This window comes from Amycolatopsis sp. NPDC104819 (assembly GCF_055583145.1).
Genome location: NZ_JBVJON010000003.1, coordinates 61336 through 82983 on the forward strand (window position 1 = coordinate 61336; position 21648 = coordinate 82983).

Below are 21648 nucleotides of genomic sequence, written 5' to 3' on the forward strand. Positions count from 1 at the left end.
CTCGGGGCATGTCGCTCGAAGAGCCGTTGAAATTCGCCTACTGGGTCCCGAACGTGAGCGGTGGCCTGGTCACGTCCGACATCGAACAGCGGACGGACTGGGGCTACGAGTACAACAGAGACCTCGCGGTGCTCGCCGAGAACAACGGCTTCGAGTACGCGCTCTCGCAGGTGCGCTACACCGCCAGCTACGGCGCCGCCTACCAGCACGAATCGACCGGGTTCAGCCTCGCGCTGCTGCTCGCGACGCAGCGGCTGAAGGTGATCGCGGCCGTCCACCCCGGACTGTGGCACCCGGGTGTGCTGGCCAAGTTCATCGCCAGCGCCGACGTCATCTCCGGCGGGCGCGCCGCGGTGAACGTGGTGAGCGGCTGGTTCAAGGACGAGTTCACCGGCCTCGGCGAGGCGTGGCTGGAGCACGACGAGCGTTATCGCCGGACGGAGGAGTTCATCCGCGTGCTGCGGGAGCTCTGGACGAACGACCACGCCGAGTTCCGCGGTGACTTCTACCGGATCCACGACTTCGACATCAAGCCGAAGCCGGTCGCCGCACCGCACCCGGAGATCTTCCAGGGCGGCAACTCCACGGCCGCGCGCAAGCTCGCCGGCCGCGTCTCGGACTGGTACTTCAGCAACGGCAAGGACTTCGACGGTTTCAGCGAGCAGGTCGCCGAGGTACGCGGGTACGCGGCGGAGAACGACCACACCGTCCGATTCGGACTGAACGGCTTCCTCATCGCCAGGGAGACCGAAAGTGAAGCCAAGGACGTGCTGCGCGAAATCGTCGAGAAGGCGAACAAGGACGCGGTGGAAGGCTTCCGCAACGCCGTGAAGCAGGCCGGGAAGTCCACTTCGGACACCAAGGGCATGTGGGCCGACTCGGAGTTCGAGGACCTCGTCCAGTACAACGACGGCTTCCGCACGAAGCTGATCGGCACGCCGGAGCAGATCGCCGACCGGGCGATCGAGTACAAGAAGCGCGGGGCTTCGCTGTTGCTGCTCGGGTTCCTGCACTACCTCGAGGACGTCGAGCACTTCGGCAAGCACGTGCTGCCGGTGATCCGCGAGAAGGAGAAGGATCTGGCGCGGGGTGCCGCCACGCCGGAGCCGCTGGGCGTCTGAGCCCGGAGCCGGGGTTTCGGCAGAGTCGGATTCGCGTGGCCGAGCTGCGGTCGGCGGCTCCCACCCCTGCGACGGCGGGCCGCGTCTCAACTCGCTCCCGACCGCGACTTTTGTGTGTCGCGAATGGGTCATTGCGGACGTCTGGCGTCCCCAATGACCCATTCGCGGCACCGGGACCGGGTGCCGGACCGTGCCGGGGCTCAGCGGTGCCACCGACTTCGCCGGAACTCCGGGGCCCGCGGGGTTCCGGCAAAGCCGGAGCGAACGTGACTGGCGAGCCGCTGCGATGCCGTGAATGACTCATTCACTGCGTCAGAGGTCATGAATGAGTCATTCACGATCTTCCCGGACCGCTACCGCGACCTCCGGCGTGTGCACCTGGCCGTCCGCGCTGCGAGCCGACCGGCGAATCCGACTTCGCCGAAACCCTGCCCCCCGTCTTCCGCGCTACCCGAGTGCATCGACAGAACCGGGGGCCGATTAGCGTGAGCTGGTGAACTTCTGGGCCGGGGCCGGCAGCCTGGCGCTGCTGGCCGGCGTGCTGGTCTTCGCGATCGTGCGGCCGCGGGGCTGGCCCGAGGCCGTGGCCGCGGTGCCGGCCGCGGGGGTCGCGCTGCTGCTGGGCTGGGTCTCGCCCGCCGCGGCCGGGGCGCGGGCCGTCGAGATCCTCCCGACCTTGGGCTTTTTGGCCGCGATCCTGCTGTTGTCCTTTTTGGCCAGTGTCGACGGCGTCTTCACCTGGCTCGGCAACCGCCTGGCGGAGGCGTGCCACGGCAAGCCGCGCCGGCTGCTGGTGCTGACCTTCGCCGCGGCGGCCGGCGTGACGGCGGTCCTCAGCCTGGACGCCACGGTCGTCCTGCTCACCCCGGTCGTCCTGGCGACGGCGACGAGCCTGCGCCTGCCCGCGCGTCCGCACGTCTACGCGTGCGCGCACCTGGCGAACTCGGCGTCGACGCTGCTGCCGGTGTCCAACCTGACGAACCTGCTGGCCTTCGCGGCGTCGGGGCTGACGTTCGCCGGGTTCACGGCGCTGATGGCGCTGCCGTGGCTGGTCACCATCGGCATCGAGCTGCTGGTGTTCCTGCGGTTCTTCTCGCTGGACCTGCGTCCGCGCGAGACGGCGTCCCCTTCGCAGCACCTCGAGACGCCGACGTTCGCGCTGGTCGTCCTGGCGCTGACGCTCGTGGGGTTCGCGCTGGGGCCGCTCGGGCACGTCGAGCCGGTGTGGATCGCGACGCTGGCGGCGCTGATCCTCGGCGTCCGGGCGCTGGCCTCGGGCAAGATCAAGCCGTGGCAGCTGGTGACGGAGGCGGCGCCGCAGCTGTGCCTGTTCGTGCTGGGCCTGGCGGTGGTGGTGGAGGCGGTCTCGGAGCACCTGCTCGGCGGCCTGCTGCGGTCCCTGCTGCCGACGTCGACGGGCCTGGCCGAGCTCCTGCTGGCGGCCGGCGTGGCGGCGTTGCTGGCCAACCTGGTCAACAACCTCCCGGCGACGCTGATCCTGCTGTCGGTTCTGGGCTCGCACCCGGCGCCCGGTGTGCTGCTGGCCGTGCTTCTGGGGGTCAACATCGGGCCGAACGCGAGTTACCTGGGTTCGTTGGCGACGCTGTTGTGGCGCCGGACGCTGCCGGCGCCTCCGTCGGCGAAGACGTTTCACGCGCTCGGGTTCATCACGACGCCGCTGTGTTTGGCCGCGGCGACCGTAGCGTTGTGGCTCAGCCTGAGCCTGGTGACGTAACTCGCAACCGACGTGGTCGGAGCCGGACTCAGCCGGGCATCCTGATCGTCTGCCCCGGCTTCATCGTCGCCCCGCAGTCGTCCAGCGGTCCGCCGAAGCGGTCCGCCGCCACCTCCGGGATCGTCTTCGCCGCGTACTCCTGCGCCGCCTTCAGCTTTGCCGGGTCCGTCGCCGCGTCGCGGCGTACCCAGTCGCCGTTGCGCAAGCCCTCGATCGGCGACGAATAGATCAGCACGTAGTCGCGGTCCAGGCGGGGGTCCAGCGCGATGCCGTTGCCCGCGGCCCACGGGCCCCACGAGTGGATGAACGTCGGCTTCACCGTGTCGAACACGTAGTCGCGCAGGCCCGCCAGGTTGTTGTCGTGGACCAGGTCGGCGATCGGCTTGTTGACCAGACCCGCCATGTCCACCAGCTCCAGGCGGCTGGTCATCGACGAGCCGCCGAGGTCCGGCAGCAACAGGGACGCCTTCTGGATGCCCAGGATGTCCGCGTAAGTGTTGAAACCGCGGCCGAAACGGTCCGCCACCAGGCACGCCGTGATGTTCGGGTTCTTCGCGAACTTGTCCGCGGCCTGCGCGAACCCGACGGCCGACGGCACGAACGCGCCGACCAGGACCACGACGATCCCGACCCGCAGCAGCGCACGGCGGTGCTTGAGCAGCTCGCCCGCCGACAGCGTGCCCGCGATGACCGCCAGCGCCCAGATCGGGCTGGCGAACCGGTGCTGGTACATCCAGTCGGCGACCATCACGCCGTACGCCACGACCCCGAGCCCCAGCGGCACCAGCAGCGCGATCAGCGAACGCCGCCACGGGGCCTTGACCAGCGCGAACACCACCACCAGCACCAGCAGGACCACACCGGCCCAGCCGGCGTACTCGACCAGCTCGAACGGCCGCTTGACCGCGTCGAAGCCGGGCAGGCCCTGCTGCTTCGCCACCGACGGGTTGGCCAGCAGCCGGCCGAACTCGGCGTGCCGCCAGACGACGTACGCGCCGAACGGCACGGCGAACGCCGCCACCGACAGCAGCGCCAGCCGGAAGCTCTTCCAGAACAGGCCGCCGCGCAGCAGGAACAGCGCCGCCAGCGGGTACGCGCCCGCGTAGATCAGGCCTTCCGGGCGGGTCAGCGCGGCGAACGCCACCAGCACCCCGGCCCACAGCGCGACCTTCGGCGTCAGCAGCTTGTCCCGCTTCACCGAGACGAACAGCGTCACGCCCAGCGTGACGACCACAAAGGCGAACAGCGAGTTCTCCAGGCCGGAGACGACCCAGATGACGAACGACGGAATCGTCGCCAGCGTGAGGCCCGCGACCAGCGTGACCAGCCACGCGAAGCGCGTGAAAACCTGCTTCGCGGCGATGTAGCACGCTGTCAGGATGCCGCCGGTGAACAGCAGGCCCAGCGCCTTCGGGAACAGCACGTAGTCGGGCAGGCCGAACAGCAGGCCGTGGTCGAAGAGGCCGACGAGCTTGCCGACGCCGAGCAGCACCATCCACGTCGGGTCGGAGAAGCCCTCGACCGGCGGCGCGCCCGGCTGCAGCACCGGGCCGAGGCCGTCGGCGAAGCTGCGCGCGTAGGAGAAGGTGATGGCGGCGTCGTCGACGATCCAGTGGCCGTAGCGGGTGGCGTGGGCGGCGACCGCCGCGACGCCGGCGAGCACGGCCAGCACCGGCGCCAGGCGCGCGCCCCAGCCGCGCGCGGTCGTGGCGGGCGCGGGGTCCTCGGGGACGTCGCTCTGGGAGGTCTCGCTGAGTGCGCTAGCCGTCATTTCCTCGTCACTGTTCCGCCCGCAGGCCTCTGCCGGTGGGATACGCACGAGCTGGCGCCCCATGAAGCGCGCCCGAGGCCGGGCCCGCCACCGCGGCGTCGCGGTCGAGACACTGTAGCCAATACCCCATCGGGGGTCGGCCACGCGTCGGCATTGAGCGTGATCCACCCCACATTTGGGTCGTCAGGCCAGGTGCGAGGTGTCGTTGACCAGCCGGACCGAAGCGTTGCCGTCCGGGTAGAACTCGACGATCGACAGCGACGCCAGATCGAGGTGCAGCCGGAACAGCAGCTGCGGGCCCGCGTCGAGGCCCATCCGGAGCAGCGTCTTGATCGGCGTCACGTGGCTGACCAGCAGCAACGTCTTCCCGCCGTGCTCGGCGATCAGCTCGTCGCGGGCCTTGCGGACCCGCCGGTGGACGACGTCGAAGCTCTCCCCGTTCGGCGGCGGCACCGCGCTGTCGCCCAGCCACGAGCGGTGCAGCTCGGGGTCGCGGTCGGCCGCTTCGGCGAACGTCAGCCCTTCCCAGTCGCCGAAGTCGGTCTCGATGAGGCCGGGGTGGGTCTCGACGCGGCCGCCGAGCGCGTCGGCGACCGCCTGCGCGGTCTGCTTGGTGCGGGTGAGCGGCGAGGCGATGATCGGGACGGCCTCGCCACCCACGCCACCGTCGACCAGGCCGTCCATCGCGGCCAGCCGCTTCGCCGCCGCCGCGGCCTGCGCGCGGCCCAGCTCGGTCAGCGGGACGTCGCCGCGGCCGGAGTAGCGGCGTAGCGCCGACATCTCCGTCTGGCCGTGGCGCAGCAGGAGCAGCCGGGTCGGGGTGCCCTTCGCGCCGGTCCAGGCCACTGTCGCGCGGTCGGGCTTGCGAGTGGGCAGCTTCGGCGTGGCGGCGGGCTTGCCGGTCGCCGCGTCCATGGCTTCGTTGGCCAGCCGGTCGGCGTGGGAGTTCTCCGCGCGCGGGATCCACTCGTAGCGGACGCGCGTGAACCCGGCGGCCAGCTCCTTGGCCCGCTCGGCGAGCGGCTGCATGTCCGGGTGCTTGATCTTCCAGCGCCCGGACATCTGCTCCACCACGAGCTTCGAGTCCATCCGGACGTCCACAGTGGACGCTCCGAGCTCGGCCGCGGCGGCCAGCCCGGCGATCAGGCCGTTGTACTCGGCGACGTTGTTGGTGACGACCCCGAGGCCTTCCTTGCGCTCGGCGAGCACCTCGCCGGACGCGGGATCCTTGACCACCGCGCCGTACCCGGCCGGGCCCGGGTTGCCCCGGGAACCCCCGTCGGCCTCCACGACCACGTGCGACGTCACAGACCCGACTCCACGGTCCGGACCAGGATCGCGCCGCAGTTCTCGCACTGGACGACGTCGTCCTCGGGCGCGCCCTTGATCTCGTTGACGGTGTTGCGGTCCAGCTCCAGCTGGCAGGCGCCGCAGCGGCGGGCCCGCAGCAGCGCGGCGCCGATGCCCTTGTGCTCGCGGACGCGCTCGTACAGCTTGAGCAGCGGCTCCGGGAAGCGCGGCAGCAGCTTCACGCGGTCTTCGTCGCGACGCGCGCGGGTGGTGTCGAGGTCCTTGAACGCCTCGTCGCGGCGGACGACCGCGGCCGCGACCTCGGCTTCGGCCTTGTCGACCTCGGCGCCGGTGCGCTGCGCGTCCAGGCCCAGCGCCTCGCGCTGCTCCATCAGCTCCAGCAGGTCGTCCTCGAGAGCGCCCTGCCGGCGTTCGAGGCTCTGCAGCTCGTGCTCGATGTCGGCCATCTGCTTGGCGACGACCGTGCCGGACGCCAGGAGCTTGCGGTCGCGGTCTTCGCGGGCCCGCACCGACTCGATCTCCTTCTCCTGGCGGGCAATCTCGCGGTCGAGGTCGGAGGCGGCGGTCTCCACCGACACGAGCGCGTCACGGCGTTCGCGCACCGTCTTCTCCCCGGCGTCGATCTCGGCCAGTTCGGGCAGGGTGCGACGGCGGTGCGCGGTGCGCGAGAGTTCGGCGTCCACCTTGGCGAGCTCGAGCAGCTGACGCTGCACGGCGGGTTCGGCCTTCACGGTGCTCCCTCTAAATCGATGTGCGCTCGGCGCGGACGTTCCACGGGTCGGTGCACCGCGTGGAGACGGAGGTGTCGACGTTACCCGCAAACGCCCGCGCCACGACCGCCGAGGCTTGCCCGCACCAGGGCCATTCGGACGCCCAGTGCGTCAGCCCGACCAGCGCGGGCACCGGGCCGCGGGCCGCGAGGTGCTCACCGGCGGGGTGATGCCGCAGGTCGGCGGTGACGAAGGCGTCGACACCGGCCGCGGTGGCCTGCTTCAGGTAGGAGTCCCCGGCCCCGCCGGACACGGCGACGGTGCGGATCGGGCGGTCGGCGTCGCCCGCCCCGAGCACGCCGGGCACGGTCGCGGGCAGCGCGTCGGCGACCCGCTGGACGAACATCGCGAACGGCTCGGCCTCGGGCAGCTCACCGAGGCGGCCGATGCCGGTGACGCCGTCTTCGTTCGGCTCGAGCGGGCCGGTCACGCGCAGGCCGATCGCCGCGGCCAGCGCGTCGGAGACGCCGGGGTCGGCGGAGTCGGCGTTGGTGTGCGCGCAGTGGAGGGCGACACCCTCGCGGATCATCCGGTGGACGAGCGCGCCCTTGGCGGTGTCGGCCGGGACGCCGTGCACCCCGCGCAGCAGCAGCGGGTGGTGCGCGACGATCAGCTGCGCGCCGATCTCGAGGGCTTCGTCGACGGTCTCGGTGACGGGGTCGACGCAGAAGAGCACGCTGGTGACGGGTTCGGCCGGGTCGCCGCAGACGAGGCCGACGGCGTCCCACGACTCGGCGAGCGCGGGCGGGTACGCCTGCTCCAGCGCGGTGATGATTTCGGAAAGGGCGGGCACCCGGGGATCTTCGCATGGGCGCAGCGCCGGACTAAGGGCGCTCCGGCGGCGTCGGACCGCCGCCGCCGCGAGCGCCGGGTGGGTTCGTCAGTTGCAGTTGCCGCAGCAGCCGCAGCCCTGACCGGTGCACTTCGAGCAGCATCCGTGCATGATCGCTTTCCTTCCGGTTCGCGTCCTCGCCCGATCGACGCTAAGTGGCGGGGTCGGGCGCCGGGTACCGCCGAGCGAGCGGGTGACCGGGTGAACCCGGTGGTTACGCTGGGGACGTGACGCACCTCGTCTTCGTCTGCTCCGGCAACATCTGCCGCTCCCCGATGGCCGAGCTGGTGTTCCGCGCCCGGCTCGAGGACGCCGGTCTCGGTGACGCCGTCCGGGTGACCAGCGCCGGCACCGGCCCGTGGCACGCCGGGGAGTCCGCCGACAAGCGCGCCCGCGCGACGCTCAAGGCGCACGGCTACCCGACCTCCCACGTCGCCTCGGAGGTGTCGGACGAGGACCTGGCCGCCGACCTGCTGCTGGCCGCGGACGCCGGGCACGCCGAGTTCCTCCGCGCCCGCGTCGACGACCCGGCGAAGGTGCGGCTGCTGCGCTCGTTCGACCCGTCGGCGCCCGAAGGGGCCGAGGTCCCGGACCCGTACTACGGCGGTGACGACGGCTTCGAAGACGTCCTCGGCATGATCGAACGCTCGGTGCCCGGTTTGCTCGATTGGGTGCGTTCGCGGGGGTAGAAGTCACCGGTCGTGGAGGTCGGCGGGCGGCCCGGACCGGGCACGGCCTACCGTGGTGGGGTGCGGTTGCGGTTCCTGCTCAAGCCCGGGTGGCTGGCGCTGACGGTGGTGGTGTTCACCTTCGCCATCTGCTGCTTCACGCTGCTTTCGCCGTGGCAGTTCAGCCGCAACACCGAGCGCGAGCAGCAGAACTCCGCGCTGGAGGCGTCCTTCACCGCCGCCCCGCTGCCGTTCGCGCAGCTGCTGCCGCCGGGCGCCGTGCCCGGCCCGCACACCGAATGGCACCTCGTCACGATCAGCGGCCGGTACCTGGCGGACAAGGAAGTCGTCGCGCGGCTGCGGACCGTCCAGGGTGAGGGCGCCTTCGAGGTGCTGACGCCGTTGCGGACCACCGACGGCACGGTCGTGCTGATCGACCGGGGGTACGTCCGGCTCGACAGCAAGTCCGGGGCGCTGCCGTACGCGGCCCCGCCGGCCGGGACCGTGCAGGTCACCGCGCGGGTGCGCGCCGACGAGGTCGACCCGAAGAACCGCGACGCCTTCGCCGACGCCTCCACCGGCGGGCAGCTGCAGAGCTACGTCGTCGACTCGAAGGTCGTCGCGCGGGCGGGCAAGCTCGACATCCGGCCGGGGTACTTCCAGCTCGACACCGGCCAGCCGGGGGTGCTGGGCGCGCTGCCGCTGCCGCAGACCGACTCGGGGCCGTTCTTCTCCTACGCGCTGCAGTGGATCGCGTTCGGCGCGATGGCCCTGCTGGGCTGGCTGTACTTCACCGTCCGCGAGCTGAAGCCGGGCGGCGCGCTGACCGAGTCGGCTTCGACGCCGACGCGTCGCAAGTCCGTCGCGGAGATCCTGGCCGAGGACGAGTACGCGGAAAGTGGCCCTCGGTGACACTCGGGTCATGCTGATCCACCCCTGGGACGCGGCCGAGGACGCCGAGTGGCAGGCGTGGCCGGCCGGGCACGACTTCGGCCAGCTGATCGCGGGCGGCACGGGCCGCGACCTGCCGACGGCGACCGGACGATCGTCACGCACCTGGCCCGCCCGAACCCGATCTGGCCACTGCTGGAGGAGCACCCGCGAGCGCTGCTGACGGTGGTCGACGACCCGGCTGCGAATGCGGCATTGCTGGACAAGCAGTTGCGCCATTTCGAGACGGACGGGGCCCGGGCGCCGGTAAGCGCTTCCGACGCGCCGGACCGGCGGCTGCTGCCGGGGATCCGGGGGATCGAGTTCACGATCACGCGGGTCCGGGCGAAGTTCAAGTTCGGTGGGAACCGGACGGCTGAGGACCGCGAGCGGATCCGCGGGAAACTGGCCGAACGGGGCGGACGACTGGACGAAGAAGCCCTGACCCAGCTGAAACGCCGCAGCTGAGCGAGCGCGTCGGGCAGGATGAAGGTCATGACCGACCGCTTCGGCACCTGCCCGGAAGGTGATCCGGTGGTGATCCCCCTACTGGACACGGTCGACGTCACGTTCGGGTGGCAGGTCGCCGAAGACACGCACGTCGAGATCGACCTGGACGCCGCCGCGATCGGCTGTGGCGCCGACGGGCGCGCGCTCGGCGACGGCTACCACGTCTTCTTCAACAACCTCCGGAGTCCTTGCGGCGGTATCCGGCAGGAGCGGGAAGACCAGGCCGCGAACGCCGACCTGGTCCGGATCTCGTTCCGCGAACTGGCCGCCGGCGTGCAGAAGATCGTGTTCGTCCTGACGATCTACGACGCCGACACCCGCCGCCTGAGCTTCGAGCAGATCGACGAAACGCACGTCCGGATCGCCGGGCCCGACGGCGCCGAACTGGCCGGCCACCGTCCCGACGGCCTGTCCGACGGGACCGCCGTGGTCCTCGGCTCGCTACGGCGGCACCAGGACGGCTGGCTCTTCCAGCCGGAGGCACGCGAGTTCCCGTCCGGACTGTTCGGGCTCTCGCGCGAGTACGGGCTCAGGTACTGACGGAACGGCGGCGGAACCCCGTCAACACCGCCAGCACCACCGCGGTCACCCCGGCCAGCCAGCCGACCACCCGGGACAGCTCCACCGCCCGCGTCACGTGCCCCGCGTCCGGGTTGCGCCCCACGCCCAGCACCGGCAGCTCCGCCACCCCGTGCGGGTACACCGTGCGCCCGCCGACGCGGACCTCCAGCGCGCCCGCGAAAGCCGCCTCCACGCGGCCCGCGTTGGGGCTCGGGTGGGCGATCGTGTCGCGGCGCCACGCCCGCCAGGCGCCGCCCGCCGAGCCGCCGACCACCGGGGCCGCCAAGACCGTCAGGGCCGCCGCCACGCGGGTGGGCACCAGGTGGACCAGCTCGTCGAGCCGGTCGATCGCCCAGTGGCCACGACGGCCGTCGCGGGCCCGGCGCAGGAGGCTCACCGCGCGCGCCCCCAGCAGGCCCGGCACGCCCGCCACCGCGCCCCACACCAGGGGCGCCACCACGGCGTCGGAAGTGTTCTCCGCCAACGTTTCCACCGACGCGCGGGACAGCGCGACCGGCCCCAGGGCGTCGGCGACCCGGGGGTCCAGTTCGGACAGTGTCGAGCGCGCCGGCTCGAAGCGGCACTCCTCGAGGTCGCGGGCGAGCTCCGTGCCCTGCAGCGCCAGGCCCGCCGCGCCGAGCACCGCCCACGTCGTCACCGCCGTCGCCGACGCCTGCACCAGGGGACGGCCGCGGCCCGCTCGTTCCAGCAGCACGCCGCCCAGGACCGCCGCGCCGGCGACCAGCGCGCCCGGGACCGGGCGGTGCGCGACGCGGCGGAACGCCGTCACCGGTGGCCGTCGCCGGGCGTCGCCCAGGGCGCCGTCGGCCGCCACACCCAACACCAGTCCGATCGCGCGCGCCGCGCTCACCCGTGCCCCCCGGCGGAAGTAAGTCCAGTTCCCGACGAGGCTACTCGACCAGCGCGGCGATCTCGTCACGCGCCTGGACGACGATGTCGCGCATCGCCCGCTCCGCCCGGTCGGCGTCCCCGGCCGCCACCGCGGCCGCCACCTCCAGGTGCAGCGCCACGGCTTCGGGCTGCGGCTCGGGCGGCATCAGGCCGTGCCCGGTCCGCCCGGTCAGCACCTCCGCGACGACCTCCGACAGCTGCGCGAACATCGGGTTGCCGGACGCGCCGAGCAGCAGGTCGTGGAAGGCGATGTCGAACTCGAGGAACGTCGTGAGGTCGCGCGCGCGGGCCGTCCGCGCGAGGCGTTCCCCCAGCGCGCCGAGGCGGCCGCGCTCCTCCGGCGTCGCGCGCAGGGCCGCGAACCGCGCCGCGCACGGCTCGACCGCCGAGCGCAGCTCGTTCAGGGTCGCGAGCGCCGCGGGCCGCGACGGGCCGTCGAGCTGCCAGCGGATCAGCCGCGGGTCGTAGTGGTTCCACTCCCCCGGCGCCCGCACGATCACCCCGACCCGGCGTTTGCTGCTGGTCAGCTGCATCGTCTCGAGCACGCGGACGACTTCGCGCGCCACCGTCCGCGAAGCGCCGAAGCGCTCCTGCAGCTCTTCGGAACGTAGGACGGTGCCCGGCGGCAGCGCTCCGGTCGCGATCGCCGCGCCGAGGGCGTCCAATACCTGCTCATGCCTCACCCGACCAAGCTAGCCGTCTGACTCGATTAAGTAGTACTTCATCTTGAATAAGTAGTACTTTTGAGTTTCACTCACCCGGGCACAACGAAGTGGGAGGTGCGGGATGACCGTCATCGTGGTGATGGGGGTGTCGGGCTCCGGGAAGACGACGATCGGCACGGCGCTCGCCGGCGCGCTCGACGTCGAATACGCCGAAGCGGACACGTTCCACCCGAAGGCCAACATCGCGAAGATGACCGCCGGCCACCCGCTGACGGACGAGGACCGCGCCCCCTGGCTCGAAGCCATCGCCGGCTGGATCCGCGACCACGAGCGCTCCGGCGCTGTCGTGACGTCGTCGGCGCTGAAGCGCCGGTACCGGGACGTGCTGAGAACCGGCGGTGACGTCTGGTTCGCCCACCTGCACGGCGACAGCGCCCTGCTGGCCGAGCGGATGAAGCACCGCTCGGGTCACTTCATGCCGGTGTCGCTGCTGGACTCCCAGCTCGCCGACCTGGAGCCCCTCGAGCCGGACGAGCCCGGCGCGATCTTCGACATCGGCGGCACACCCGAGGAGATCACCGAAGCCGCCCTGACCGCCTTCCGGGAGCGTTCATGACCACCCTCGCCACCGCCTGGACCGGCCACGACACCCGGCTCATCGTCGCGACGGTCGTCGCGATCGCCGTCATCGTCGTGCTGATCACCAAGGTGAAGCTGCACCCGTTCCTGTCGCTGGTGCTCGGGTCGCTCGTGCTCGGGCTGACCGCCGGGATGCCGGTCGACAAGCTGCTGAAGAGCTTCTCCGGCGGGGTCGGCAGCACGGTCGCGTCCGTCGGCATCCTGATCGCCCTCGGCGCGATGCTCGGCAAGCTGCTGGCCGACTCCGGCGGCGCCGACCAGATCGTCGACACCGTGCTGGGCAAGGCCCGCGGCGCCGCGCTGCCGTGGGCGATGGCGCTGGTCGCGGCGCTGATCGGGCTGCCGATGTTCTTCGAGATCGGGCTCGTCATGCTGATCCCGGTGGTGCTGCTCGCGGTGAAGCGCACCGGGAAGCCGTTGATGCTGCTGGGGATTCCGGCCGTCGCCGGGCTCTCGGTGCTGCACGGCCTGGTCCCGCCGCACCCCGGCCCGCTCGCCGCGGCGGGCGCGCTGAACGCGAACGTCGGGATCACGCTGGCGTTCGGCCTGCTCGTCGGCATCCCGACGCTGGTCATCGCGGGCCCGCTGTTCGGTCGGCTGGCGGCCCGGCTGGTGCCGGACGCCGCGCCGCCGGAGCGGCTGATCCCGGAACGCGCGGACACCGACAAACCGCGTCCCAGCTTCGCCGCGACGTTGACCACCGTGCTGCTGCCGGTGGTGCTCATGCTGGCGAAAGCGCTCTCGGACATCCTGCTGGCCAAGGAAAGCCAGGCCCGGAAGATCCTGGACTTCGTCGGCGACCCGCTGATCGCACTGCTCGCGGCGGTGCTGGTCGGCATGGTCCTGCTGGGCCGCCCGGCAGGCCTCGGCCGGGACCGGCTGTCCACTGTGGTCGGTGACTCGCTGGGCCCGATCGCGGGGATCATCCTGATCGTCGGCGCGGGCGGCGGCTTCAAGCAGACGCTGGTCGACGCGGGCGTCGGCGACGTCATCACGGGCCTGGCCAAGGACGCGAACCTCTCACCGCTGCTGCTCGGCTGGCTGGTGGCGGTGGCGATCCGCCTGGCCACGGGCTCGGCCACGGTCGCGACGGTCTCGGCGGCGGGCATCGTCGCCCCGCTGGCGGCTTCGATGGACCCGTCGCACAGCGCGCTGCTCGTGCTGGCGATCGGCGCCGGGTCGCTGTTCTTCTCGCACGTCAACGACGCCGGGTTCTGGCTGGTCAAGGAGTATTTCGGGCTGTCGGTGGGCCAGACGCTGAAGAGCTGGTCGGTGATGGAGACGCTGATTTCGGTGGTGGCGATCGCCCTGATCCTGCCGCTGTCGCTGGTCGTTTAGGCCGGGTCCGCGGAAGGCCGTCACCCACGCCGGGTGGCGGCCTTCGTCGTGTCGTCGCCCCGATCACGCGCGTGCGCGAACAGCCGACACGCGTGATCAGGGGGTCGACACGCGTGACTGGAGGGTCGACACGGACCGCGTCCGTTGACATGTGACCTTCTGGTCACCTATTCTCGCTGACGTGCCCGACGACGACCTGGTGTTCAAGGCGCTGGCGGATCCGACCCGCCGGTTCCTGCTCGACCTGCTCTTCGAGCGTGACGGCCGCACGCTCACCGAGCTCGAGACCCAGGTGGACATGACCCGCTTCGGCGTCATGAAGCACCTGAAGCTCCTCGAAGAGGCCGGGCTCGTCGTCGCGCGCAAGGAAGGCCGTGAGAAGCGGCACTTCCTCAACCCCGTGCCCATCCGGCAGATCCACGACCGGTGGATCGACAAGTACACCGAACGCCACGTCACCGCGCTGCTCGACCTCAAGAACGAACTGGAAGGCGAAGAACCATGACGACCACCGTGCAGGTCCACCGGGTCTACATCAAGGCCACCCCGGAACGCATCTGGGAAGCCATCACCAAGCCGGAGTGGACGCAGAAGTACGGCTACACCGGCCTCGCCGACTTCGACCTCAAGGTCGGCGGCAAGCACCGCACCCGCGCGACGCAGGAGTTCATCGACGCGGGCTTCACCGGCGACCTCGTCGACGGCGAGGTCCTCGAGGTCGACCCGCCGCGGAAGCTCGTCATCACCTGGAAGCTGCTCATGGGCCCGGACGGCATGGGCGCCGAGCCGTACACCACGCTCACCTACGACATCGAGGCGACGAAGACCGCCGGCACCAGACTGACCGTCACCCACGACCTCACCGGCGCGCCGCTGACCGCCGACATGGTGGCCGGGGTGCACGAGGACGTCAACGCCGGGCCGGGCGAGAACGCCGGTGGGGGCTGGGCCTGGGTGCTGTCGGACCTCAAGTCGCTGCTGGAGACCGGCGAAATCCTGGTCCCCGCGCCGTGAAAGGGTCTGGCGGGACCGGCCTCGCGCCGCTTCGAGGCCCGTCCCGCCAGAGTTCACACGCGCTGGGTCGCCGCCTTCAGCGCCGCCTTCGCGGCCTCTGACGCGCCCAGCGTGTCCAGTCCGAACAGGGCCGCTCCCACCACGGGGTTCACGTCGACGACGCGGACCACCGCGCGCGGCGCCACCTTCAGGCACCGGCGCTCGATCTCCGCGATCACCGGCGCGCCGATCCCGGTCAGCACGCCACCGCCCAGGACGATCTCCGGCGCCTCCTCGGTCAGGTCCAGTTTCCGGAGGATCACCGCCGCGAAGACGCTGACCTCCTCGACGAACCGCGTCACGATGTCCGCCGCGACCTCGTCGCCCGCCGCCGCGACCTCGAACAGCAGCGGGCAGAGGCCGTGGATCGACGCCGGGTCGATCTCCTCGAAGTGCAGGCCCTGCACGACGTCCAGCAGCGTCGGCTTCTCGAAGTAGGCCGCCACCGCCGGCATCAGCGCGGTCCGCGGGCCGCGGCCGTCCTCGGCGCGCACGGCCCACCACAGGGCCTCCTCGCCGAGCCGGTACCCGCCGCCCCAGTCGCCGGAGATCTTGCCCAGCGCGGGAAAGCGGTGCACCCGCCCGTCCGGGCCGACGCCGGCGCCGTTGATCCCGGCGCCGCACACCACCGCGACACCCACCCCCGCGCTGCCCGCCCGGAGCAGCGCGAGGGTGTCGTTGCCGACGACGAGCGTGTCGCTCCAGCCGCGGACCGCCAGCGCCGCGTGCAGCGCCTCTTCCTCACGCGGGAAGTCGAGCCCGGCGAGGTAGGCCGACGTGTGCACCGCGAACGGCCGTTCGTCGGGCAGGCCCGCCGCGCCCAGCGCTTCGAGGACCAGGTCCTCCAGCGCCGCGACGCACGCCGCGACGCCGATGTTCTGCGGCGACGCGCCCGGACCGCGCGACTTTCCCAGCACGACGCCCTCGTGCGACACCACGAGGACCTCGGTCTTGCTGTTCCCGCCGTCGATGGCAATGACAGCTGGCCTCATCCGCGCGCCCAGGGCAGGTACTCGCGGTTGATCTGCACGAGCGAGTCCGCCAGCGTGTCGGCCTTCGTGTACTGGCCGACCAGCGGGTGCGCGAGCAGCGCGTCCGCCACGCGGTCGCGGCCGCCCTTGACCGCCGCCTCCAGCGCGAGGAACTCGTACGCCGTCGTCGCCGCGATGAGCCCGGAGAAGTTCGGCTCCACCGGCGGCTGCGGGATCGGCGTCGCACCGTTCGAGTCCACAGTGGACCGAGCCTCGATGACGGCGTCGTCCGGCAGGAACGGGAACGTCCCGTCGTTGCGGACGTTCACCACGTGCTCCTCGGCCGGCCCGCCCGCGGTCAGCGCGTGCACCAGCTGCACGGCGGCTTCCGAGTAGTACGCCCCGCCGCGCTTCTCCAGCGACTCCGGCTTCGTGTTCTGCTCCGGGTCGAGGTAGATCTTCAGCAGCTCTTCCTCGACGTCCGAGACGACGTCCGCGCGCGGCCGCTCGGTGCGCTGTTTGGTGACCTGCTCGTCGTGCGCGTAGAAGTACTTCAGGTAGTACGACGGCACGACGTTCATCCGCCGCAGCCACTTCTCCGGCACACTGACCTCGTTGGACAGGTAGTCCAGGTGCTCCTCCAGCAGCTCCGGCAGCCGGTCGACGCCGTCGACCAGCGCGCCGCGCTCCCAGCTCAGGTGGTTCAGTCCGGTGTGGACGAGCTTGACGTCGTCCGCGCCGACGCCGAGCAGCTTCCCGAACTGCCGCTGCAGGTTGATCGCGACGTTGCACAGCCCGACCGCGCGGTGTCCTTCGTTGAGCAGCGCGCGGGTGACGATGCCGACCGGGTTGGTGAAGTTGACGATCCACGTGTCGTCCCCGGCGATCTTGCGGACGCGGTCGGCGATGTCGAGCACCACCGGCACCGTGCGCAACGCCTTCGCGAGCCCGCCGGCGCCGGTCGTCTCCTGCCCGACGCAGCCGCAGGCGTGCGGGAACGTCTCGTCGGAGCGCCGCGCCCGCTGCCCGCCGACGCGCAGCTGGATCAGCACCGCCGACGCGCCGTCGACGCCCTCTTCCAGCGACTGCGTGGTCCGCACCTGCGCGGGGTGACCGGCGTGCGAGAGCAGTCTCTGGCTGAACCCGCCGACGGCCTCGACGCGGTAGGCGTCCGGGTCGACCAGCACGATCTCGTCGACGTCCAAAGTGGACCGGCGACCGGCGATCCCGTCGATCAGCTCCGGCGTGTAGGTGGACCCGCCACCGACGACTGCCAGCTTCATCCCTTGACTCCCGTGAATGTGATGCCCTTGACGAACGACTTCTGGGCGAAGATGAACAGCACGATGACCGGCGCCATGATGAGGGCCGTGGCGGCCATCGTCAGGTTCCACTCGACGTGGTGCATGCCGCGGAAGGACGCGATCGCCAGCGACAGCGGCCAGTGGTCCTGGTTCTCGCCGGTGTAGAGCAGCGGCCCGAAGTAGTCGTTCCAGGTGAACAGGAAGCAGAACATCGCGGTGGCCGCGATCCCCGGCTTGGCCATCGGGATCAGCACCCGGACCATCGCCTGGAACTCGTTGCAGCCGTCGATCTTCGCCGCCTCGATGTAGTCCTTCGGAATGGTGAGGAAGAACTGCCGGAGCAGGAAGATCGAGAACGCGTCGAAGAAGAAGTACGGCACGATCAGCGGGACCAGCGTGCCGGTGAGCCCCATCCGGACCCACAGGTCGTACAGCGGCACGACGGTGACCTGCGGTGGCAGCAGCATCGCGGCCACGGTCAGCATGAAGAACAGGTTCTGCCCGCGCCACCGCAGCTTCGCCAGGCCGTACGCCGCCGGGATCGCCGACAGCAGCGCCCCCGCCGTCGCCAGGGCCGAGTACAGCAGGCTGTTGCCGAAGTACTCCAGCAGCGGCGCCTTCTTGAACACTTCGACGAAGTTCTCGAAGTGCCATTCGGTCGGCCACAGGCTCGCCGTCATCGCCTGGTCGCTCTTCATCACCGCGGTGAGGAACACGAACAGCAGCGGCAGCATGAAGATCACGCCGAGCGCGATCCCGATCGCGTGTGTCGCGATGTAGGACAGCCGTTTGTCCCAGCTGTGCTTGAACCGCACCTTCGGCGGGACACCCGCCGGTTTCTGCGGCGCTTCGGCCAGTGCGGTCATGCCCCCTCCTCCTGGTGCTGGGACTTCCGGAGCTGCCGCACGAGGATCCACGTGAACGCCGAGGACACGATGAACAGCAGCACGGCCATCGCGGCCGCGTAACCCATGTTGAAGTAGCGGAAACCCTGGACGTACAGCCAGATCGGATACGTCAGCGTCGAGTTCTGTGGCGCCCCGATGAGTTTCGAGTTGCCGGCGACGTCGGCGGTGCCCGCCGAGGCGGACGCGGCGACGATCGCCTGCGTGAAGAACTGCAGCGCGTAGATGATCGAGTTGACCACGCCGAACAGCAGCACCGGCGAGATCGACGGCAGCGTGACGTGCCAGAACCGCCGGACCGCGCCGGCGCCGTCGAGCTCCGCGGCTTCGTATTGCTCGGTCGGGACGTCCAGCAGCGCGGCCAGGATGATGATCATCAGCTCGCCGGAGCCCCACAGCGCCAGCAGCGTCAGCGCCGGCTTCGACATCGCCGGGCTGTTGAACCAGAGCCCGCCGTCGATGCCGACGAGCCGCAAGAACCGGTTGACCGGCCCGAACTCCGGGTTGAACACGAAGACGAAGGCCAGCGTCGCCGCCGCGGGCGGGGCGAGCGTCGGCAGGTAGCACAGGGTGCGGACGAGCCCGACGCCGGACTTGAGCCGCGAGATCACCGACGCGATGCCGAGGGAGAACACCACGCGGCAGACGGTCAGCACGACCACCAGCCACAGCGTGTTGTACGCGGCCGTGCCGACCAGCGGCTCGCTGGTGAACATCCGGACGTAGTTGTCGAACCCGATGAACTGCGGCGGGTTGATCAGGTCGTACCGGGTGAAGGAGTAGTAGACCGTGGCGATCAGCGGGTACCCGAAGAAGATCAGGAACCCGACGAACGCCGGGGCCATGAAGAGGAAGACGGTCCGGCGGCGCTTGGCCCGGCGGGCCCCCGTCCGCGCCTTCGCAGGCGCGGACGGGGAACCGTCGGTTTTCGCGGCGAGGGTGGAGGTCATCCGCCCGCGCCCTTCTGCTTCAGTTCGTCGTCGATCTGCGCGTCCACCTTCTTCAGGCCTTCGGTCAGATCGGGGATCGAGCCGGCCTGCCACTTCTCGGCGAAGTCGTTGACCGCCTTGAGGTGCGCGTCACCGATCGGCGTGGTCTGGTTCGACACGAGCTTGCCGCTGTCGTACATGTCGAGGAACGTCTTGAACTGCGGCTGCAGGTCGAGGCGCGGCGACGTCAGCGAGGCCTTCGTGCTGGGCACGTTCTTCAGGCCGTTGGCCATGTCCACCAGGGTGTCGGTGTCCAGGGTGACCTGCTTGATCAGCTCCCACGCGGCGCCGGGGTTCTTGGCGCCCTTGGGGATCGCGATGATCGTGCCGGTGGTGAAGGCACTGCCGTACTTGTCCGCCATGGTGGTGAGCACCGGGGCGGGCGCGGTGGCGTAGTTCAGGGTCGGCGCCTGGTCCTTGATGAACGCGGTGCGGAACTCACCGTCGTAGATCATCGCCAGCTTGCCCTTCTGGAAGCCGTTGTCGGCGGAGTACTCGTCACCGAGGCCGGCCTTGAACTGCTCGACCTTGTCGTGGCCACCGAGCGCGTCGATCAGCTTCTTCTGGAACTCGAACATCGCCTTCCAGCCGGGGTTGGTGGCGAGGTCCGACTTGCCGTCCGGGCCGAGGAACGGCGCGCCGAAGTTCGGCGCCCAGTACTGGGCCTGGTTGGCGTAGAACGGCATCGAGGGCAGGAAGCCCGCGACCTTGATCGAGCCGTCCGCGTTGTACTCGGTCAGCTTCTTGGCGTCCTCGAGCAGCTCGTCCGTGGTCTTCGGCGGCGAGGTGACGCCCTTCGCCGCGAGCATGTCCTTGTTGTAGTAGAAGCCGTAGACGTCGGCGAGCATCGGCATCGCGCACCGCTTGCCCTGGTACTCGGTGTAGTTCCGGACCGCTTCGGGGATTTGGTTCAGGTCGATCTTGTCGCGGTCGATGTAGGGCTTGAGGTCCTGAAAGCTGCCGGTGGAGCACCAGGCGCCCAGGTTGTCGGTGTAGAAGGAGATCGCGACGTCGGGCGGGTTGCCGCCGCGGATCGACTGCGTGAGCTTGTCGTCGTCCTGGTTGCCCTCGTGCTTGATCTCGATGTTCGGGAACTTCGCCTTGAGCTTGTTCAGGCCCGCGGTGACCACGCCGTACTCGCGGTCGGTGAACTTGGAGTACACCGTGATGGTGAGCTTGTCGTCCTTGCCGGGCGCGGCCGCGGCGTCACCCCCGCTCGGGGCGGCGGCGCCGGAACAGGCGCTGGTCAGCAGGACGGACGCCGCGGCGGCGGCCGCTAACAGGGCGCCTCGGCGGATCCGGGTGGTAGGGGGCATGGCCCTCCTCCTCATCGGTTGGGCTACTCGGTCGGGGACGGGGCGGGACGGGTTCTTCCGGCCTCGGGCCTGCGCGACCCGAGGAGCGTGGGGGTGACGACGCCGAAGACGTCCTCACGGGTGGTGGCGAGCGCCGACTGCAGCGCGCCGGCGCGGACGGCGTTGCCCTGCACCGACGCACAGCCGACGGGCGTGCGCGGCAGGACCAGCTCGTGCAGCCGGTCCTGCACCAGCGCGGCGAAGGCTTCTCCGCCGGCGCGGCTGGTGTCGCCGCAGAGGAGCACGAGCTGCGGGTCGGCGACCGCGACGAGGTTGGCGACGCCGCCGGCGACCCGCCGGGCGAGGTCGTCGAGGAAGGGGTGCCCCGGCTCGGCCTTGGCCACGGCGTCCCAGGCGGTGTTCGCTTCGATGCCGTGGGCGGCGGCGAGCCGGCAGATGGCGGGCGAGTCGACGAGGTTGCCGAACCGGGCGCCGGCCTCGGGCCAGACGTCGCCGGTGTCCACCGTGGCCGCGTCGGGCACGCGCATCCAGTCGATCTCGCCCCCGCCGCCGGTGGCGCCGCGCAGCAGCCGCCGTCCGATGACGACGGCGCCGCCGACCCCTTCGGACAGCCAGACCATGACGAAGTCGTCGACGTCCTGGGCCTGCCCGACGCTCATTTCCTCGACGGCGACCAGGTTGACGTCGTTCTCGATCAGGACGTCGACCCCGAGCTCGTCGGACAGCTTCTGCGGGACGTCGAAGCCGAGCCAGCCGGGGATGTGCGGGGCGGAGGAGAGCAGGCCGGTCCGCGGGTCGAACGCGCCCTGCGCGCCGATCACGACGTGGGCGAGCTCTTCGCGGGTGATCCCGGCCGCCGCGGTGACGTGGTTCAGGGCGTCACCGAAGGTCCCGACGACGTCGGCGCCTTCGTGGACGGGCAGCGGCACCTGGTACTCGGCGAGCACGATCCCGGCGACGTCGGAGACGACGAAGTCGGCGATGTGCGGGGTGAGGTCGACGGCGGCGACGAAGGCGAGGCCGCCGTTGGCCGCCCAGAGCTGGGCGCGCGGGCCGCGACCACCGCCCCGGACGCCGGCCTTCACGACGAGGTTGTCCAGCTCGAGCCGGGTGATGAGCTGGGCGGTCGCGGGCTTGGAGAGCCCGATGGCGAGCTCGAGCTCGGCGCGGGTCAGCGGGCCCTCCCGGAGGAGGACCTCGATGGCGGCGCGATCGTTGATCTCGCGCAGCATCCGCGGGCTACCGGCTCGCACTCTTCGTCGCTCCCGACTTAATTAGGATACTTTACAGACGGTTTCGCAGGACTGTAGTGAGCCGGGGCACAGTCGTCAACGGGCTCCGGAAACG

Annotated in this window: 21 protein-coding genes and 1 pseudogene; 10 read left to right on the plus strand and 12 right to left on the minus strand. The window is 70.9% G+C overall.

Features of this window, described 5'->3' with window-relative positions; all coding sequences use genetic code 11:
* The first annotated feature begins 8 nt into the window (after nt 1-8).
* Nucleotides 9-1121, plus strand: coding sequence for a dimethylsulfone monooxygenase SfnG (sfnG, locus tag ACZ63E_RS09345; protein ID WP_465335567.1), 1113 nt, complete (start codon nt 9-11; stop codon nt 1119-1121).
* A 493-nt stretch (nt 1122-1614) separates the two neighbouring features.
* On the plus strand, nt 1615-2856 hold the full coding sequence (locus tag ACZ63E_RS09350) for an SLC13 family permease (protein WP_465335568.1): 1242 nt from the start codon (nt 1615-1617) through the stop codon (nt 2854-2856).
* 28 nt (nt 2857-2884) lie between these two features.
* On the opposite strand, the gene ACZ63E_RS09355 is transcribed toward ACZ63E_RS09350, so the two are convergent.
* The 4 genes from ACZ63E_RS09355 to ACZ63E_RS09370 all read right to left on the minus strand — a co-directional run bounded on the left by ACZ63E_RS09355 (nt 2885) and on the right by ACZ63E_RS09370 (nt 7501).
* Nucleotides 2885-4627, minus strand: a complete 1743-nt coding sequence (locus ACZ63E_RS09355) for a hypothetical protein (RefSeq protein WP_465335569.1) — start codon at nt 4625-4627, stop codon at nt 2885-2887.
* 183 nt (nt 4628-4810) lie between these two features.
* A complete protein-coding gene (locus ACZ63E_RS09360; RefSeq protein ID WP_465335570.1) occupies nt 4811-5935 on the minus strand; it encodes a bifunctional RNase H/acid phosphatase in 1125 nt (374 codons plus the stop codon).
* The gene (locus ACZ63E_RS09365; RefSeq protein WP_465335571.1) at nt 5932-6669 is read right to left on the minus strand and encodes a zinc ribbon domain-containing protein; all 738 of its coding nucleotides are present in this window, start codon (nt 6667-6669) and stop codon (nt 5932-5934) included. Before ACZ63E_RS09365 ends, ACZ63E_RS09360 begins: the two co-directional genes overlap by 4 nt.
* 10 nt (nt 6670-6679) lie before the next feature.
* Nucleotides 6680-7501: a Nif3-like dinuclear metal center hexameric protein gene (locus ACZ63E_RS09370; RefSeq protein WP_465335572.1), complete on the minus strand. Its 822-nt coding sequence runs from the start codon at nt 7499-7501 to the stop codon at nt 6680-6682.
* A 266-nt stretch (nt 7502-7767) separates the two neighbouring features.
* On the opposite strand from ACZ63E_RS09370, the gene ACZ63E_RS09375 reads away from it, so the two are divergent.
* From ACZ63E_RS09375 to ACZ63E_RS09390, 4 genes and pseudogenes are all read left to right on the plus strand, one after another.
* Nucleotides 7768-8229, plus strand: a complete 462-nt coding sequence (locus ACZ63E_RS09375; protein WP_465335573.1) for a low molecular weight protein-tyrosine-phosphatase — start codon at nt 7768-7770, stop codon at nt 8227-8229.
* A gap of 60 nt (nt 8230-8289) precedes the next feature.
* On the plus strand, nt 8290-9120 hold the full coding sequence (locus ACZ63E_RS09380; protein WP_465335574.1) for an SURF1 family cytochrome oxidase biogenesis protein: 831 nt from the start codon (nt 8290-8292) through the stop codon (nt 9118-9120).
* Nucleotides 9121-9130: 10 nt separating this feature from the next.
* Nucleotides 9131-9606 (plus strand): annotated as a pseudogene (locus tag ACZ63E_RS09385) (FMN-binding negative transcriptional regulator).
* 27 nt (nt 9607-9633) lie between these two features.
* A complete protein-coding gene (locus ACZ63E_RS09390; RefSeq protein WP_465335575.1) occupies nt 9634-10188 on the plus strand; it encodes a TerD family protein in 555 nt (184 codons plus the stop codon).
* On the opposite strand, the gene ACZ63E_RS09395 is transcribed toward ACZ63E_RS09390, so the two are convergent.
* Nucleotides 10178-11080 (minus strand): cobalamin biosynthesis protein CobD/CbiB, encoded by a 903-nt coding sequence (locus ACZ63E_RS09395; protein ID WP_465335576.1) that lies wholly within the window; start codon nt 11078-11080, stop codon nt 10178-10180. The genes ACZ63E_RS09390 and ACZ63E_RS09395 overlap by 11 nt on opposite strands.
* Before the next feature lie 40 nt (nt 11081-11120).
* Complete coding sequence (locus tag ACZ63E_RS09400) at nt 11121-11804, minus strand: FadR/GntR family transcriptional regulator (RefSeq protein WP_465335577.1); 684 nt, start codon at nt 11802-11804, stop codon at nt 11121-11123.
* Nucleotides 11805-11907: 103 nt separating this feature from the next.
* Here ACZ63E_RS09400 and ACZ63E_RS09405 point away from each other — a divergent pair, with 103 nt between their 5' ends.
* The 4 genes from ACZ63E_RS09405 (at nt 11908) to ACZ63E_RS09420 (ending at nt 14777) form a co-directional block, all read left to right on the plus strand.
* Nucleotides 11908-12402: a gluconokinase gene (locus ACZ63E_RS09405; RefSeq protein WP_465335578.1), complete on the plus strand. Its 495-nt coding sequence runs from the start codon at nt 11908-11910 to the stop codon at nt 12400-12402.
* Nucleotides 12399-13763 (plus strand): GntT/GntP/DsdX family permease, encoded by a 1365-nt coding sequence (locus ACZ63E_RS09410; RefSeq protein ID WP_465335579.1) that lies wholly within the window; start codon nt 12399-12401, stop codon nt 13761-13763. The genes ACZ63E_RS09405 and ACZ63E_RS09410 overlap by 4 nt, the downstream gene beginning before the upstream one ends.
* Nucleotides 13764-13944: 181 nt before the next feature.
* Nucleotides 13945-14268 (plus strand): ArsR/SmtB family transcription factor, encoded by a 324-nt coding sequence (locus tag ACZ63E_RS09415; protein WP_285482766.1) that lies wholly within the window; start codon nt 13945-13947, stop codon nt 14266-14268.
* Nucleotides 14265-14777: an SRPBCC domain-containing protein gene (locus ACZ63E_RS09420; protein WP_465335580.1), complete on the plus strand. Its 513-nt coding sequence runs from the start codon at nt 14265-14267 to the stop codon at nt 14775-14777. Before ACZ63E_RS09415 ends, ACZ63E_RS09420 begins: the two co-directional genes overlap by 4 nt.
* 53 nt (nt 14778-14830) lie before the next feature.
* On the opposite strand, the gene ACZ63E_RS09425 is transcribed toward ACZ63E_RS09420, so the two are convergent.
* From ACZ63E_RS09425 to ACZ63E_RS09450, 6 genes are read right to left on the minus strand one after another with little or no spacing between them, the layout of a single operon-like run.
* Nucleotides 14831-15808, minus strand: a complete 978-nt coding sequence (locus tag ACZ63E_RS09425) for an N-acetylglucosamine kinase (protein WP_465335581.1) — start codon at nt 15806-15808, stop codon at nt 14831-14833.
* Nucleotides 15805-17070, minus strand: a complete 1266-nt coding sequence (locus ACZ63E_RS09430; RefSeq protein ID WP_465335582.1) for a 6-phospho-beta-glucosidase — start codon at nt 17068-17070, stop codon at nt 15805-15807. The genes ACZ63E_RS09425 and ACZ63E_RS09430 overlap by 4 nt, the downstream gene beginning before the upstream one ends.
* Nucleotides 17067-17957, minus strand: a complete 891-nt coding sequence (locus tag ACZ63E_RS09435) for a carbohydrate ABC transporter permease (RefSeq protein WP_465335583.1) — start codon at nt 17955-17957, stop codon at nt 17067-17069. The genes ACZ63E_RS09430 and ACZ63E_RS09435 overlap by 4 nt, the downstream gene beginning before the upstream one ends.
* Nucleotides 17954-18946: a carbohydrate ABC transporter permease gene (locus ACZ63E_RS09440; RefSeq protein WP_465335584.1), complete on the minus strand. Its 993-nt coding sequence runs from the start codon at nt 18944-18946 to the stop codon at nt 17954-17956. Before ACZ63E_RS09440 ends, ACZ63E_RS09435 begins: the two co-directional genes overlap by 4 nt.
* Nucleotides 18943-20301 carry an extracellular solute-binding protein gene (locus ACZ63E_RS09445; RefSeq protein ID WP_465335585.1) on the minus strand — a complete coding sequence of 453 codons (1359 nt, stop codon included), beginning with the start codon at nt 20299-20301 and terminating at the stop codon, nt 18943-18945. Before ACZ63E_RS09445 ends, ACZ63E_RS09440 begins: the two co-directional genes overlap by 4 nt.
* 23 nt (nt 20302-20324) lie before the next feature.
* Nucleotides 20325-21533 carry an ROK family transcriptional regulator gene (locus ACZ63E_RS09450; RefSeq protein ID WP_465336087.1) on the minus strand — a complete coding sequence of 403 codons (1209 nt, stop codon included), beginning with the start codon at nt 21531-21533 and terminating at the stop codon, nt 20325-20327.
* Nucleotides 21534-21648: the final 115 nt, after the last annotated feature.